The organism is Sphingobacterium deserti (assembly GCF_000757725.1).
Classification (GTDB): Bacteria; Bacteroidota; Bacteroidia; order Sphingobacteriales; family Sphingobacteriaceae; genus Sphingobacterium; species Sphingobacterium deserti.
Genome location: NZ_JJMU01000028.1, coordinates 1 through 15,704, shown reverse-complemented (window position 1 = coordinate 15,704; position 15,704 = coordinate 1). Strand labels below are relative to the sequence as shown.

The 15,704-nt window shown below is 43.0% G+C and carries 14 protein-coding genes; 1 reads left to right on the top strand and 13 read right to left on the bottom strand.

Going from position 1 to position 15,704, the window contains the following annotated elements; translation table 11 throughout:
- Positions 1-43 precede the first annotated feature (43 nt).
- The 11 genes from DI53_RS09260 to DI53_RS09210 form a co-directional block, all read right to left on the bottom strand.
- The gene (locus DI53_RS09260) at positions 44-895 is read right to left on the bottom strand and encodes a dTDP-4-dehydrorhamnose reductase family protein (protein ID WP_037498038.1); all 852 of its coding nucleotides are present in this window, start codon (positions 893-895) and stop codon (positions 44-46) included.
- Positions 892-1,917 (bottom strand): polysaccharide biosynthesis protein, encoded by a 1,026-nt coding sequence (locus tag DI53_RS09255; protein ID WP_037498035.1) that lies wholly within the window; start codon positions 1,915-1,917, stop codon positions 892-894. Before DI53_RS09255 ends, DI53_RS09260 begins: the two co-directional genes overlap by 4 nt.
- Positions 1,918-1,923: 6 nt before the next feature.
- Positions 1,924-2,784: a glucose-1-phosphate thymidylyltransferase RfbA gene (gene rfbA / locus DI53_RS09250; protein WP_037498032.1), complete on the bottom strand. Its 861-nt coding sequence runs from the start codon at positions 2,782-2,784 to the stop codon at positions 1,924-1,926.
- A 73-nt stretch (positions 2,785-2,857) separates the two neighbouring features.
- Positions 2,858-3,706, bottom strand: a complete 849-nt coding sequence (gene rfbD / locus DI53_RS09245) for a dTDP-4-dehydrorhamnose reductase (RefSeq protein ID WP_037498028.1) — start codon at positions 3,704-3,706, stop codon at positions 2,858-2,860.
- 12 nt (positions 3,707-3,718) lie between these two features.
- Positions 3,719-4,267: a dTDP-4-dehydrorhamnose 3,5-epimerase gene (gene rfbC / locus DI53_RS09240; RefSeq protein ID WP_037498027.1), complete on the bottom strand. Its 549-nt coding sequence runs from the start codon at positions 4,265-4,267 to the stop codon at positions 3,719-3,721.
- Positions 4,267-5,319, bottom strand: a complete 1,053-nt coding sequence (gene rfbB, locus DI53_RS09235) for a dTDP-glucose 4,6-dehydratase (RefSeq protein WP_037498026.1) — start codon at positions 5,317-5,319, stop codon at positions 4,267-4,269. The genes rfbC and rfbB overlap by 1 nt, the downstream gene beginning before the upstream one ends.
- A gap of 14 nt (positions 5,320-5,333) precedes the next feature.
- Positions 5,334-5,840, bottom strand: a complete 507-nt coding sequence (locus tag DI53_RS09230; protein ID WP_052072266.1) for an adenylyltransferase/cytidyltransferase family protein — start codon at positions 5,838-5,840, stop codon at positions 5,334-5,336.
- Positions 5,841-6,317: 477 nt separating this feature from the next.
- Positions 6,318-7,739, bottom strand: a complete 1,422-nt coding sequence (locus DI53_RS09225; RefSeq protein ID WP_037498025.1) for a nucleotide sugar dehydrogenase — start codon at positions 7,737-7,739, stop codon at positions 6,318-6,320.
- 69 nt (positions 7,740-7,808) lie between these two features.
- Positions 7,809-8,600, bottom strand: coding sequence for a tyrosine-protein phosphatase (locus DI53_RS09220; protein ID WP_052072264.1), 792 nt, complete (start codon positions 8,598-8,600; stop codon positions 7,809-7,811).
- A 127-nt stretch (positions 8,601-8,727) separates the two neighbouring features.
- Complete coding sequence (locus DI53_RS09215; protein ID WP_052072262.1) at positions 8,728-9,276, bottom strand: 3'-5' exonuclease; 549 nt, start codon at positions 9,274-9,276, stop codon at positions 8,728-8,730.
- A 132-nt stretch (positions 9,277-9,408) separates the two neighbouring features.
- Positions 9,409-10,689 carry a replication-associated recombination protein A gene (locus DI53_RS09210; RefSeq protein WP_037498024.1) on the bottom strand — a complete coding sequence of 427 codons (1,281 nt, stop codon included), beginning with the start codon at positions 10,687-10,689 and terminating at the stop codon, positions 9,409-9,411.
- A gap of 89 nt (positions 10,690-10,778) precedes the next feature.
- On the opposite strand from DI53_RS09210, the gene DI53_RS09205 reads away from it, so the two are divergent.
- On the top strand, positions 10,779-11,624 hold the full coding sequence (locus DI53_RS09205; protein ID WP_037498023.1) for a DUF2911 domain-containing protein: 846 nt from the start codon (positions 10,779-10,781) through the stop codon (positions 11,622-11,624).
- 36 nt (positions 11,625-11,660) lie between these two features.
- Here the strand turns inward: DI53_RS09205 and DI53_RS09200 are convergent, their stop codons facing one another.
- The gene (locus tag DI53_RS09200) at positions 11,661-14,582 is read right to left on the bottom strand and encodes an FAD-binding and (Fe-S)-binding domain-containing protein (RefSeq protein WP_037498022.1); all 2,922 of its coding nucleotides are present in this window, start codon (positions 14,580-14,582) and stop codon (positions 11,661-11,663) included.
- Between the two features lie 13 nt (positions 14,583-14,595).
- Positions 14,596-15,504, bottom strand: a complete 909-nt coding sequence (locus DI53_RS09195; protein ID WP_037498021.1) for a DUF1338 domain-containing protein — start codon at positions 15,502-15,504, stop codon at positions 14,596-14,598.
- Between the last annotated feature and the right edge of the window lie 200 nt (positions 15,505-15,704).

The window sequence follows — 15,704 nt, the reverse complement described above, 5'->3', positions numbered from 1 at the left end:
TTTGAAGCAAGATTAACGATGGTATTCTTCACGCCCCGTAGTCCTAATTATTTTTATACATTGCTGCGTGACTATTCATAAAATGCTTTTGTTCCTCTAACATCATGTTGTAAGTCGGCACTTTGTAATCTAGCTTTTCGTTCGTATTTAAAAACGATTTGTTGCAGATATAGTCCTTTTCATCTGCAATGACTATCCCTTTATTAAAAACCTTATTAAACAATGTAAGTAAATCGAACTTTGAAATTGGGGAGTTATTTGTCAAATGGATTAACCCCACATTATCAGAACAAAGCACCCAGTCAATAAATTTGGCAAGCTCCAGGGTTGTCACTCCCGACCAATAGTTACTCCTAAAACCGTTAACACGTCCTTCCTGATTCATAAACCAATGAAATAAACCTTCACCATCTTGTTTTATCTCCGGACCTATTATGGATGTACGAATCGTCAGATTCTCGTGATCTATTATTTCCCCTAAGGACTTAGAAGCTCCATAAATATCCGTCGCGTCCTTGAAGGAGGTCTCCACATATCCTCCAGTTTTACCCGAAAAAACACAATCTGTTGATATGTGGATTAATTTCGCGCCGTTATCATTAGCAATTTTCTTCAAAAGGTGAGGGAAGTAGGCATTGCCATATATGGTTTGATCTGGATGACTTTTTGAAGTTTTAATTAACATACCAACACAGTTAATTACCACGTCAGGCCTGACCTGTTGTATTACCTCTCTAACTTCTTCGGCTATAAAAATATTCATTTTTATGGATACACCATCCAGACTATTGCTGTTCGTAGTGCCTACAACATCATATTTCCCAGTTTCGGACAAATGTGTGTAAACAACATGACCGGCCATTCCAGCCGCACCTAAAACTAAAATCTTTTTCATTGTTTATGATGTGAGGCCAATTCTTCTTTTACATAATCTAAAGTCAGCAATAACTCTTTTAACTCTTCAACGTTTAGACGATGTGTGTTGTCAGAGTTATACTCTCCTTCTAGTTTGACATTTGCATCTTGTTGCACATATTTCGTGTAATTCAGATCCCGATAGTCAGCTGGAACTCGATAAAAATCAACTAAATCTTCGGCTTTACTCATTTCTTCCGTAGAACATAATGTTTCGTACATTTTCTCTCCGTGCCGCGCCCCTATTATTTTAATCTCGTTATTCGCTCCAAAAAGCTCTTTCAGCGCTTGTGCAAGGGTTTCTACTGTCGAAGCAGGAGATTTTTGAACGAAAATATCTCCTGGTTGGCCATTAGTAAATGCGAACATAACCAAATTAACAGAATCATCTAGAGACATCATGAACCGAGTCATATTAGGATCAGTGATAGTTAAGGGTTTACCTTCCTTGATTTGCTTTATAAATAAAGGGATAATTGATCCTCGGGAACACATCACATTTCCATATCGGGTGGCGGTGTAAATTGCCTCCATTTTTGTTACGCGGGGATCACGCGCCTTCGATATAGCTAACTTTTCCATTACCGCTTTAGACATCCCCATCGTGTTTATGGGATAAACGGCCTTATCAGTACTTAGAACAACAACCCGAGACACATTATTTAGTGCAGCAGCCTCCAATACATTTTCTGCGCCAAGAATATTGGTTTGCACGGCTTGCATTGGATAAAACTCACAGGACGGGACTTGCTTTAGTGCCGCTGCATGAAAAACGAAGTCGACTCCAACCATTGCGTGATTAATATCACTAAAATTTCGCACATCACCGATGACAAAATTTAGTTTATCGTTTTTATACTCTATACGCATATCCTCCTGCTTTTTTTCATCGCGAGAGAACACCCGTATTTCTTTTAAATCCGAATTCAGAAACCCTTTTAACATTGCATTACCGAAAGAACCTGTGCCTCCCGTAATTAACAACACTTTATCTTTAAACATCTTATTTTATTTAATTAAATCTAGTAAATATCGGCCGTAGCCACTTTTAACCAATGGCTCTGCAATAGCAAATAATTGATCGCTATCTATCCAGCCCATACGATAGGCCACCTCTTCAATCGCGCCAATCTTCATGCCTTGGCGTTCCTCAATCACCTGTACAAACTGACCTGCTTGCATCAAGGATTGAATAGTACCTGTATCTAACCAAGCTGTACCCCGGTCAAAAACGCCAACCTTTAGCTTTCCTCTTTTGAGATATTCTTTATTGATATCGGTAATTTCCAATTCACCACGGTGTGATGGTTGAATATTCTTGGCAATTTCGACAACTTCGTTGTCGTAGAAATATAGGCCCGGAACGGCATAATTTGACTTCGGTTCTTTTGGCTTTTCTTCTATGGACACGACGTTTCTATCCTTGTCAAATTCCACTACGCCATAACGCTCCGGATCGTGAACCTGATAGGCAAATACAACTCCGCCATCAGGATCAGCACAAGATTGCAATAACTTGGACATACCAGAGCCGTAAAAAATATTATCGCCCAGGATTAGCGCAACCTTATCGTCGCCGATAAACTCTTCTCCAAGAATGAATGCCTGAGCAAGTCCATCTGGTGAAGGTTGAACCTTATACGAAAACTTGCAACCAATCTGCGAACCGTCACCCAACAATTTCTCAAAGTTTGGCAAATCCTGCGGTGTCGAAATAATTAAAATCTCATTAATTCCTGCCAACATCAAGGTTGATAACGGATAATAGATCATAGGTTTATCGTACACAGGCATAAGCTGCTTGGACACCGCTAAGGTCAGTGGGTGCAAACGGGTGCCGGATCCGCCGGCTAATATAATTCCTTTCATTGTTCTATTTTTCTATGAAGTGATACCATAGGGAGTCTCTCTAAGATAGCTTAGTTGTATATAATTTTGGAAATTACAGCTTGTACATCATCTTTTGTAAGCTATCCTTCCAATTCGGTACATCAACGGAAAACGTTGTCTTTATCTTGCTCTTATCGAGCAAGGAATATTTTGGACGTCTGGCGGGTGTCGGGTATTGCTCCGTAGAGATGGCATTGATTTTACAATGCAATCCTTTTATGTCGCGAATAGCGATAGCAAAGTCATACCAAGAGATCTGCCCCTCGTTACTATAATTGTAAATGCCATTTTCCCATTTATCAGATTCTAAAATGCTCAAGATTGCCTGCGCTAGATCATGGGCGTAGGTCGGCGAGCCAATTTGATCGGCGATTACCGAGATCTCATCGCGTTCACCCATTAAGCGGATCATGGTCTTTACAAAGTTGGCTCCATAGGTAGAGTAAACCCAAGAGGTACGAATAATAATATAATGGGGTGCCCATTTTTGAATAGCCAATTCGCCCTGTAATTTTGTTTCGCCATAGGTATTGATAGGCGCTACAGCAGCATCCTCGTTTAAAGGATTTGCAGAGTTTCCATCAAAAACATAATCTGTCGATATGGCAATGAGTTTTACATCATGCAAACGACAGTATTGGGCAATCTCTTCGGAAGCTAAATGATTGACCTGATCGGCCAGAATAGGTTCTGATTCTGCTCTATCAACCGCTGTGTAAGCGGCGGAATGGATGATTAGATCAGGCTGATACATGCCCAAGATGTCTTGGATAAGGTTTGTTTGCTCCAACGGCAATTGTTTCCTATCCAAAAAAAAGAGCTCATAGCCCGTGCGATCTTTAAATACATCGCTCAGTTCGGAACCTAATTGACCATTAGCACCTGTAATAAGTATTTTCATAGGATTTGGAAACTACTTTTTAAAAACGGTATCGAAACTTGGCAACACCTGATCTTTGTCAGAAATGATGAGTTCATTTGCATCGATTCCCCAATCGATACCCAAAGCTGGATCGTCAAACTTGACGCCGCATTCCGATTCCTTATTGTAAAAATTATCGCATTTGTAAAAGAAGCTAGCCGTTTCGCTTAACACGACAAACCCATGTAAAAAGCCGCGAGGGACAAAGAACTGCAGGTTGTTGTCGGCAGAAAGTTCGACTGCCACATGCTGGCCGAACGTTTCCGAATCTGGTCGTGCGTCTACTGCAACATCAATAACTTTCCCTTCCAATACTCGAACGAGCTTTGCCTGCGCATGTTCTCCGGCTTGCGCATGCAGACCGCGAAGAACACCTCTTGTAGAATACGATTGGTTATCCTGAACAAAATGAGTTTCCGTACCTGTAAGTTTATTAAATGTTTGCTCATTAAAGCTCTCAAAAAAATACCCACGGCTATCACCAAACTTTGTTGGCTCCAAAATAAAACAGCCTTTTAGTTTTGTTTCTGTCGCTTTCATCAACCCTCGTATTGTGTATCGTAATAATTCTTGTACTCTCCGGACGTGACATTGTTAAGCCACTCTTCATTTTCTAAGAACCAATCGATGGTGATGGACAAGCCCTGCTCAAAAGTTACAGATGGTTTATAACCTAGCTCTTCGTTTATTTTTGTTGCGTCGATAGCATAGCGCAAGTCATGACCTGGACGATCTTTGACGAAGGTGATCAGTGTAGCGGAAGTACCAGCGGCACGACCCAACTTCTCATCCATTTGCTTGCAAAGCTCTTTTACCAAATCGATATTCTGCCACTCATTGAAACCACCGACATTGTAAGAATCTCCATTTTTACCTTGGTGATACACCATATCAATCGCTTTCGCATGATCGATAACGAACAACCAATCTCTTGTATATTTACCGTCTCCATAGATAGGGAGTGGCTTTTCATTAAGAATATTATGAATACATAATGGAATCAATTTTTCTGGGAAATGATTCGGACCGTAATTATTGGAACAGTTTGTCAAAACAATAGGTAGGCCATACGTATCATGATAAGCGCGCACGAAATGATCCGAAGAAGCTTTTGATGCAGAGTACGGGGAATGCGGATCATACTTCGTGTCTTCGGTGAACAGGCCGGTATCGCCCAAAGCGCCAAACACCTCATCTGTAGAAACATGGTGGAAGCGCTTTCCTTCGTAGTTATCCTTCCATATTTCTTTAGCAGCATTTAATAAGTTTACGGTACCAATAACATTGGTCATGACGAAAGCCGTAGGATTGGTAATGGAGCGATCGACGTGCGACTCTGCCGCAAGGTGGATAACACCATCTGGTTGATGTTCTTGAAAGATCTGAAGGATTAAAGAAGCATCTGTAATATCCGCTTTTACGAAGCTGTAATTAGGTTTCTCTTCAATATCTTTTAAATTTTCGAGATTCCCGGCGTAGGTGAGCGCATCGAGATTAATGATATGATAGTCTGGGTATTTGTTTACAAACTCACGCACGACATGGGATCCGATGAATCCGGCCCCACCGGTTATTAAAATGGTTTTATTCATTTTACTGATTTTTATTATCTCTTTTTATCTGATTTATTGATAGCAGGACTGCCCTTTAGTTCGCTACCTGAAATGATTTCTCGTAGTCTGGAGCTTGAAAAACGATGGTCTCTGCTATTGAAATACAATTGAATATTTGTATCCTCACAATAGGACCGTCCTGTAAAATTCTTGTCTTTATATTCGTCGCCCAAAATACGAACATCGATTTTGAATGCTTGCAAGATATCTTCCAAATCCTGTTCTGTAGCGTAAGGAACGATTTCATCTACATATTGACATCCGCGCAGCTGAATATAACGCTCTACAAGGCTCTGTGTAGGTTTATTTTTAGATTGATGATCTACACTCGGATCTATTTGTAATCCACAAATTAAATAATCGCATTGCCTTTTTGCTTCAGCCAGCATTTGAACATGACCAGCATGGAGTAAATCAAAAGTCGAAAAGGTAATCCCTACAACTCTACCCGACTTGTTCATCATATCACCCAATGTACCTGATTGATTCTCTCCTCCCATCCCAATTATTTTTAACTATGACTTCTTCTTCTTTTAAAACATTTAATACGAAAGAATACCGAGATCTGCTAACATAAGTATGGACGACAATGAAAGAAAGGTTGATCGTAACGTATCGGACATGCCCCGTACGATCAAAATTCGTTCCAAAATATGCACTTCACCTGCCTAAACAAAAAGGTAACATTAAAAACCTCGTCATGTAATAAAGCCCTAAGTTTTTTCTAAATCAATTTCATCTCCAATGTTTACTCCTGACAGGAATGACAACTATCTGCAAAGCAAGTTAGTTTATCCTGAGCTACATACAAACATGGAGCATCTACTACACGCTTTATAAACAACCTTTTCCGCTCACATAGACGCAAATTGGCATTACAATCTTACCAAAAGTACTTGTTTTGAATGTTAATAGCAACTCTATAATGTTGATGTGCCAAGCAAAGCAGCTGCAAGAAAGAATAAAATTAGCGAAAACTATAAGCGCGCATCTGTTATTGATCGCGGCAGCACCGCCTTGGTATCAAATAGCACGCCGGGTTCCTTTTTTAAATTACTAAACGATAGGTTGGAAAATTCTTGATGGGCAACCGCTAAAATTATGGCGTCGTATGCGCCGCTTTGACTGCCGTTATCTACATTTGACCTTCCATATGGAGTAGGGAACGATTCATCGAGGTTTTGATCGCCGCCGAGACTATTTAGCGAACGAGACCGCACGGCAGATGCAACAATAGCATGTGCACTATCCAGCGTTTGTGCAGGAAGCGCCGGCAATAAAGAAATGCCATACTCTTTTTTTACAGACTCTGCACTTGCCCAAGGGTCGAACACATCAACGGAAAGGCCGAACTCCTTTAGCTCCCGATAAACATCGACAACTTTGCTATTACGTATGTCCGGGCAATTCTCCTTGAACGTAATTCCGAGGATAAGTGCTCGGGCACCCTTAATTGTTACCCCTTTTTTGATCAACAGCTTAACGGTCTTTCCGGCGATAAAAGCGGCCATGCGATCATTGATACGGCGCCCCGATAAAATAACCTCGGGATGATAACCCAGTTGAGATGATTTATGTGCGAGATAGTAGGGATCCACGGAAATACAGTGCCCACCTACAAGGCCTGGCTTAAATTTTAGAAAGTTATACTTCGTGGACGCCGCGTCAAGCACTTCTTGTGTATCAATGCCTACGCGGTCAAATATCAGCGCCAATTCATTAACAAATGATATGTTCACATCACGTTGCGCATTTTCTATAGCCTTGGATGCCTCCGCAACTTTAATGGATGATGCTTGATGTGTGCCGGCAGTAATAATCCGCTTATAGAGATCGTCCACCTCTGCTGCTGCTGCTGGATTAGAACCCGAAGTTACTTTGATGGTATTGGTTAACGTATGGACTTTATCGCCCGGATTTATACGTTCTGGCGAATATCCAACGGCGAAGTCCACGTTGCAAGTTAATCCTGAAACTGATTCCAAAACGGGGATACAATCCTCCTCTGTGCAGCCGGGATAGACGGTGGATTCGTAAATCACCAAATCCCCCTTCTTCAATACCTGGCCTACATCCGCTGATGCACGCTTTAGAAATTGAAGATCGGGTGTATTAAAAGCATCAATTGGCGTAGGCACCGTGATGATATAGATTTGCGCAGCAGCGATATCGCTCAATGTGGATGAAGCACGGTACCCGGGAGATATACTTCCCGGCTCGCGGTAGGATAGCGAAAGCTGGGCCGCATTAACCTCTTTCGTCCAATCTTCCCCATTCTGTAAAGCCTCAACACGCTTTTGATCGATATCAAAACCAATCACCGGAAAATATTGTGAAAATGCGAGTGCCAATGGCAAACCTACGTATCCCTGTCCTATTACTGCAATGGTCTTTATCATACTTAATCTGCTATACGGCGAAACGGTGATCTTTTTTGCGACAAATATCAAGCCACATCCTTGAGAAACTTATACCGCCAATTCTAACGCCAAGATATCAGATTTTTGTATAAAAAGTGATTCGTTTTTAATTTCGCAAGGCTTTAGCAATTCTTCTACGTCGTACTTTTGCAGCACCTGTTTAATGGCAGCAAGGTGCTTACCATGATGCATATCAGTACCTAAAAAGTCGTACATACCCGATTTAATCAACATCAGTGCCTGATTTTTAACCCCTTGCCCATAATATCTGGAGATCGACAATAAATTGAGCTGAAGTAGACAGCCTGCATTTTTGATATCTTTAAATATCTGAAAGTTATGGTGGTAATAGTTATACCGCTCTGGGTGAGCTAGCACCGGCTGGTAGCCATTGTTTTGAATTGCTTTGATCGTATGAAAAAGTGATTTTGACTCAGAAAGATAAGACATTTCAATTAGCATATGTCCATTTGGCAACAAGCATAGTTCCCGACTTCTGATTTTTGCATCCAACTCTTCATCAATCATATATTCCGCGGCAAACTCCAATTGAAATTTAAGCCCTTGGCGAACAAGCTCTTGTTTCAGCGCTTCGTAAGCGGTGCTTATGGTGCTTGGTGTATTTGGATGCACACCACTCATCACATGGGGTGTACAAACACAACCTTGTATACCTATATCTTTTAGCCCTTTGATCAGCTTCACGGAATCTTGTATACTTTGACTACCATCATCAATCTGCGGCAGTATATGGTTGTGGATGTCCCATTTCAACCAATCCAAAACATGCATTTTTGCCGTATCCTCTCTTTTAGCAAATAATCTCTCCCAAAAATTCATAATCTACGTGATATTCAAACCTTTTTGAAAGACAAAAGTACAACGTTTCCTCAAAAGATCAAAAGTTTTTTTTGAAAAAAATTAAGGTATTACGCAAACGTTTTCAAAACCCAAGGTTATAAAAAAATCAGCTCGCCTTAGACTCCTCCTCAGGGAAATGCGTTTGAACCAAATCTGCTGTTACGCTTTCTTGAAGTAGGTAGAGTTGTGCACTCGCTTTTGCATCGGATAGTGGGTCGTGATGATTAAGCTCAATGCCCATAATACGGCAACAGATACTAAGCTTGGTTTTCTTAAAACCCTTAGCCCGGTAGATAATGCTGGTGCAATCCCAGTTAGGAGACAATTGCAACTTTTTGTAATCTAAACCGTAATGCGCCATGGTTTTCATCAGGACTTCCCGATCAAACTTTTCATTATGCGCGACCATGAAAGCTCCTTGCAAATAGCCTTCTATAGTAGGGTAAAGCTCTTGAAAGGTGGGGGCTGTCACGGTATCTTTTGCTTTTATACCATGTACACGTGTGGTTTGCCACATGTATTTGTTATCGGGGGGACGAACCAAGCTGTGAAATTGCTCAACGATCTCGCCGTCTACCACCTTTACGATACCCACTGCACACACACTATTATAGGCGGCGGTCGCCAATTCAAAATCTATCGCTGTAAAGGTCATTCCGTGATATTTCTACAAATATAGTGAAATTTATGGGGATGTCACGTTTACTACGGCCACCGATATGGCGTTGGGCGAACGCTGTAACGTGAAATGTAGCAATGCACATCTTTAATCATCCTTAAAATTACTTCAATATCCATACTTCTCTTTCCATTTCTTTTGAAGCGATTCTCGCAACTTGCTCTCCGCGACATTTGCTCCAGGATCATAAAGTAAGGTGCCGCTTAGCTTATCCGGTAGAAACTCCTGCTGCACAAAATTGCCGGGGAAAGCGTGTGCATATTTGTACTGCGTACCATAATCAAGCTCTTTCATCAGTTTTGTAGGGGCATTGCGCAAATGTAACGGCACCGGCAAATCGCCAGTTTGGCGAACTAACGCTTGGGCCTTATTGATCGCTTCATAGGATGCATTGCTTTTTGCAGACGACGCGAGGTAGGTCACCGTTTGCGAGAGTATGATCCGTGATTCTGGCCAGCCGATTACATTTACTGCTTGGAAACAGTTGTTGGCCAACAGCAAAGCGTTCGGGTTTGCATTTCCTATATCTTCGGAAGCTAAAATAAGTAGACGACGCGCAATAAAGGAAGGATCTTCACCCCCTTCAATCATCCGCGCCAGCCAATACACCGCAGCATTAGGGTCACTACCTCGGATCGACTTAATAAAAGCAGATATAATATCATAGTGCTGCTCGCCTGTTTTGTCATAAAGCGCCATATTCTGCTGCACCTGCTTTAATACAAAAGCATTGGTGACAGATTGCTGCTGCGCAAAGGCCGCATGTACCACCAGTTCGAAGACGTTGAGTAGCTTTCTCGCGTCACCACCTGATAAGCGAAATAACGCTTCATACTCTTCAATGTGTACAGGATGATCCTTTAAATAGTCGTCGCGTTCTATGGCCTGATCCAATATCATGCGTAGATCTTGTTCGGATAAATGCTCCAATACGTATACCTGACAGCGCGATAAAAGCGCGGATATTACCTCAAACGAAGGATTCTCCGTTGTGGCGCCGATAAGCGTTACTAAACCGCGCTCCACGGCGCCAAGCAATGAGTCTTGCTGTGATTTAGAAAAACGGTGGATCTCATCAATAAACAGGATCGGTTGCTCTTGATTGAAATTACGGAGCTTCTCCGCTTTATCAATAACCTCTCGGATATCTTTAACCCCCGATTGTATGGCGCTGAGGGAGAAAAACGGTCGCTTTAGTTCGCCTGCGATTAAAAATGCGAGACTGGTCTTACCCACGCCGGGCGGCCCCCAAAAGATCATGGAAGGAATATTCTGCTGCGCTATTGCATTACGAAGCACTGCACCCTCGCCTATAATATGCTGTTGCCCAATATAATCGGCGATACTTTTCGGGCGCATGCGTTCTGCTAATGGTATTGCTGTTGCCATACACAAAGATAGGGAAATATGTAGCTCTTTATCATGCTACGGATCTACATAAAAAACCTTATTTTTAACGAAAATAAAAAGAGAGAAAAATGAAAAAAAGATTTTTAGCATTGCTTACCGCTGGAATCATCTTCGTAAGCTTATCAGAAACGCAGGCGCAAGTAAAGCTTCCCCAGTCGAGCAGCACAACAAAGATTGAGCAAGCCATCGGTATAAAAAAGGTGACGTTGGTATACCAGCGCCCCAATCTAAATGATCGCGTAATTTTTGGAGGCTTAGAACCTTATGACAAGGTGTGGAGAACGGGGGCAAACAATATTCCAAGTATCACATTTGAAGAGGAAGTGACCATCGCGGGCAATAAAGTTCCAGCTGGTACATATGGGATCTTCAGCATCCCGAAAAAAACGGGTGACTGGACTATAATTTTAAGCAAGAACGCTAACCAGTGGGGTGCTTACCAATACAAACAAGAAGAGGATTTGGTTCGCTTTCCGGCAAAGGCCAAAAAATTAAACGATAAAGTGGAGACCTTCACGATGGCTTTTGAAAATGTGAAACCAAACGGAGCGGATCTTTCCCTTGCGTGGGAAAACAGCAAAATTTCTTTCCATATTGCCGTCGATCAATCGAAAGAGATTATGGCGTCTATTGATGAAGCTATGAAGGGCGAAAAAAAGCCGTACTTCCAAGCTGCGCAATACTACTATAATAACAACTTGGATATAAATAAAGCGCTAGCTTGGGCCAACGAGGCCGACAAAGACAATACGAAAGCGCCGCACATCAAATACTGGAAAGCCAAAATTCAACTGAAGGCGGGAGATAAAGCTGGAGCAATCAAAACCGCAACAGAAGGTGTGGCTATGGCGAAATCAGCTAACAATGAAGAATATGTGAAATTGAATACGCAGGTAATAACAGCTGCCAAATAATAAATGTAGCGCGTGCGATTTGCGTTATTGCGCGCGCTATTTCTTCAAAGCCTCTAGCAGGATAGTTACGGGGTGTACCCCTTTTATATTAACGCCTTCCCAAACCTGCTGTCGGCAGGATGTACCCGGCGCTGCCAATACAGTATCTGTCGGCTTTTTTCGCAGATAAGGAAACAGCACCAACTCGCCTATCTGCTGCGAGAGGCTATAATGCTCTTTTTCAAACCCAAATGATCCAGCCATACCACAGCATCCCGAGGGGATGACATCTACCATGTAATTTTGGGGCAACCTCAGTACGTCCGCAATTTTATCTTGCAGGCCCCATGCCTTTTGCTGGCAATGCGTATGCAATGCAATTTGCTTCCTATCAGAAACGAAATGCTCTGCTGTTAAATTTCCTTCTGACATCTCTTGATGCAAAAACTCTTCTATAGTCAATGCCCGCCCAGCAATCTTTTTGGCTTCCGAAACTAATTCCTCATCAACCAAATCAATGTATTCGTCTCGAAAAATAAGAATAGCGGATGGCTCGACACCCACTAAGTAATGCTTCTCATCCAACAACGGAGCAAAATGTGTTACCTGCTGATTAGCTAAAGCTTTGGCCTCTCGCAAAAAGCCTTTGGAGATAAGCGCTCGACCACTGGTCGGATGTGCCTTAGCATGCACCGCATAACCCAATTTTTCTAACAATAGTATGGCCTGCTGCCCAATCTCGACATCATGGTAATTTGTAAACTCATCAAAGAAAAAATACAGCTGCTTTTTCATCGTTACAGCTCCCGTCCTCTGACGTTTGGAAAACCAATTGTACAGTGTTTGTTGGGTAACCGCTGGCAAGGCACGGGCTGACGCAAAGCCCAACAAACGCTTAATCGCGGAACCTAGCACGGGATGGCCGACAGACCAATTATAGAGTCGCGAAACCGGCTGTACAAGCCTGGTCATCCGATCCACATGCCCTATCAACCAGCTGCGCAGGGGCACGCCATTCGCATCATAGTATGCCTGCTGGAAATCGGCTTTCAATTTAGCCATATCTACATTTGAAGGGCATTCCGATTTACAGCCCTTGCAACTCAGGCATAAATCCATCACCTCTTTGATCTCGCGATGGTCGAACGGATTGTCTTTTGTGGAGGTAGAAAGCATCTCCCGCAATATATTCGCACGCGCACGGGTGGTATCTTGTTCATTGCGCGTAGCCATATAGGAAGGGCACATGGTGCCACCAGATAGATGCGTTTTCCGGCAATCACCAGACCCGTTGCATTGCTCGATGTGCTGCAAGATATGCTGCCCTTGGTATCGAAACACAGATGGTATGTCCGCTCGAAAGGGTTGCACGTTATCGTACCTTAGGAAGGTATCCATGGCAGGTGTGTCGACAATTTTACCAGGATTGAATATCCTGTCCGGATCCCAAAGCTGTTTGATTTGTTGCAGCAAACCATAGTTATGCTCGCCGAGCATGTGTGCTATAAACTCGCCTCGAAGGCGACCATCGCCGTGCTCGCCGCTCAATGATCCGCCATATTTTTTCACCAGCTTAGCAATCTCCGTGGCGACAAGCCTGAATTGTGTTCTGCCCGCTTCATTTTTTAAATTTAAGATGGGGCGTAAATGCAGTTCTCCGGTGGCGGCGTGGGCATAATGCACGGAATAAAGTCCGTAGCGAGCCAATATTTCGTTAAATTCGGCAATATACGCAGGTAGGTCTTCAACGGATACGGCGGTATCTTCCACCACAGCTACCGGCTTAAAGTCTCCCGGCGTATTGCTTAACAATCCCAGCCCGGCCTTCCGTAGATCCCAAACGCGCTTTTTATCTGCACCAGCGACAATGGGGAAATAGTAACCTAGGCCTTCATCACGCATATCTTGCTCTACCTCCCCGATTTTGGTATAAATATCGTCTAAAGTCTTCCCGGTGTATTCCACAACGAGGATCGCCCCGGGATCGTCTTGTACAAAAAATCGGTTTTCACTCTGCGCGATATTGTTTTTTGTACATTCGAGAATATAGTTATCCATCAACTCGCTAACTAATGGCTGATGTTTCAACGCAATCAGATTGGCGAGTAATGCATCTTCCACAGTGGCAAAATGTGCACACAGCAACGCGCTCTGCTGTCGTGGGGCTTCAACGACTTGCAGTTTTATGGAGGTAATAAAGGCCAAAGTTCCCTCGGATCCACAAATCAGTTTGCAAAAATTGAAAAGATCTGCGCCGGCGGTGAAAGGATCTGAGTCCAGCAAAAGATCGATCGCATAGCCGGTATTTCGCCGCTGGATCTCTTTTTTAGGAAAATCACGGCGAATACTTTCCTGATTATTATAATCACTCAATAGCGTGCGTATGTGGCGATACAGCTGTCCTTCCAAATTTTGAAGGTCACATTTTGCGCAAAACTCTTCAAATGTGAGAGGCCGGAAGGTAACGGAAGACCCATCGCTTAGTAGCGCATCTACTTCCATGGTATGTTCGCGCGTGCTTTTATAAATTAAGGAGTTCGATCCACAGGAATTGTTGCCGACCATTCCGCCGATCATGGCCCGATTAGCCGTCGACGTTTCCGGACCAAAATAAAGCCCATAGGGTTTTAAAAACAGGTTTAGCTCATCGCGGATCACGCCCGGTTGAACACGCACCCACCGCTCTTCGACATTGATTGCGGTTATTTCAGTAAAATGTTTAGACACATCAACGATGATTCCTGCACCGACGACCTGGCCAGCCAGCGAGGTGCCCGCCGTGCGCGGAATGAGCGATGTATGGTGTCCGCGTGCAAATGCGATCAACGCCTTGATGTCGTTCACATCTTTGGGAAAAGCTACGGCAAGCGGATATTCCCGATAGGCCGAAGCATCGGTTGCGTACAGTGCACGCATCTTTTTATCGTAATAGAGCTCACCCGCAAGCTGTTTTTGAAGTTGCTTTAAGTGCCCGTTCATCGTATAGCCCGATCTATTTTTTGTTTATCTGTTGCGTATAGGTGCTTTCAAATATCTTATCTGCATTGTTAGCTTCGAAGCCCTCCCGACGATGCGCCGGTTGCAGTTCTTCCTTGCCTAGATGCTGGAATTTGGGAAGGGGAAGTCGCTCTGCAAACTCGACATAGCTACCTGCAATTTGCAAGATACGGTCATCAGCAAATGTAGCATCATACAGTGCCGAAACAGTACTGCTTTGGCGCAGAAGGCCATCAGCGCTGGTCTTTATTTTTCCGCCGGAGCTGTTCAATTTTATACCTATATTTTCCAGAAAGGCGTTGAATTCCTCCAAGGTGTTATACCCATCTTTCAATTCATGGATACTGATGGTGTAGTGATTAAGATAGTAGCGATTATAAATAACCCATGCCGCATATTCACTTTCCTGGAGCAGGCGCTCGTAATCATTTGCCGTAGGCAATGACCACAGCGGACGCTGTAGGAAAGCTGCCACAGCGGCCCCATCAGCTAGATCAAGCTCTAATACAGGATCCGAAGTAATGTCATCCGTATAGCGGTGTATTATTTGTTGGGCTTCTTCACTTAAAGCCTCTACCTGCAGCTCGGAAACGAAAATTCGTGGATAGTGCGCAGCAGGTGGTGCATACCAATATGCATCGAGTTTCTTTGCCTCAAAATAATAATGATCGCGTCGCTGGTAGCCATAAGCCAAAAAAATCTTCTCAAAGGATTGTATGCCTAAATGCGGCACGCCTAATGTCCGGAATGCGATATGGTCATTTACGATATCTTCCTGGGCGTTGATCACAGCTTTTTCGAGCAACGCATTCGTAATTTTAGAAACATCAGCAACATGTTTGCTGTACTGCTCGAAAAGATCGTTTAGCACGATATCCAATGGCTTTTGTTCGTCGAAATGCATAACATAGTAAATTTAGGGTTTACTATATAAAGGTAAGGAAAATATTGGTAGTGGGTAATGCGATAGATATTAGTATTTAGTACTTAGTATGTAGACAGGTATTGTGGACGCAAATTTTTATTACTTTTTAACCGAGCGTAGCGAGCTCACCGAAGATAACTTTCACTTTTGAATTTTTACTTTTTACTTCGAATTGCACA

Excerpts from the sequence above, each read along its gene's own strand:
- DI53_RS09260 (WP_037498038.1), bottom strand. The coding sequence starts at position 895 with ATGAAAAAGATTTTAGTTTTAGGTGCGGCTGGAATGGCCGGTCATGTT.
- DI53_RS09220 (WP_052072264.1), bottom strand. The coding sequence starts at position 8,600 with ATGAATTTTTGGGAGAGATTATTTGCTAAAAGAGAGGATACGGCAAAA.
- DI53_RS09255 (WP_037498035.1), bottom strand. The coding sequence starts at position 1,917 with ATGTTTAAAGATAAAGTGTTGTTAATTACGGGAGGCACAGGTTCTTTC.
- DI53_RS09200 (WP_037498022.1), bottom strand. The coding sequence starts at position 14,582 with ATGAACGGGCACTTAAAGCAACTTCAAAAACAGCTTGCGGGTGAGCTC.
- DI53_RS09205 (WP_037498023.1), top strand. The coding sequence starts at position 10,779 with ATGAAAAAAAGATTTTTAGCATTGCTTACCGCTGGAATCATCTTCGTA.
- DI53_RS09215 (WP_052072262.1), bottom strand. The coding sequence starts at position 9,276 with ATGACCTTTACAGCGATAGATTTTGAATTGGCGACCGCCGCCTATAAT.
- rfbA (WP_037498032.1), bottom strand. The coding sequence starts at position 2,784 with ATGAAAGGAATTATATTAGCCGGCGGATCCGGCACCCGTTTGCACCCA.
- DI53_RS09230 (WP_052072266.1), bottom strand. The coding sequence starts at position 5,840 with ATGGGAGGAGAGAATCAATCAGGTACATTGGGTGATATGATGAACAAG.
- DI53_RS09210 (WP_037498024.1), bottom strand. The coding sequence starts at position 10,689 with ATGGCAACAGCAATACCATTAGCAGAACGCATGCGCCCGAAAAGTATC.
- rfbD (WP_037498028.1), bottom strand. The coding sequence starts at position 3,706 with ATGAAAATACTTATTACAGGTGCTAATGGTCAATTAGGTTCCGAACTG.
- rfbC (WP_037498027.1), bottom strand. The coding sequence starts at position 4,267 with ATGAAAGCGACAGAAACAAAACTAAAAGGCTGTTTTATTTTGGAGCCA.
- DI53_RS09195 (WP_037498021.1), bottom strand. The coding sequence starts at position 15,504 with ATGCATTTCGACGAACAAAAGCCATTGGATATCGTGCTAAACGATCTT.
- DI53_RS09225 (WP_037498025.1), bottom strand. The coding sequence starts at position 7,739 with ATGATAAAGACCATTGCAGTAATAGGACAGGGATACGTAGGTTTGCCA.
- rfbB (WP_037498026.1), bottom strand. The coding sequence starts at position 5,319 with ATGAATAAAACCATTTTAATAACCGGTGGGGCCGGATTCATCGGATCC.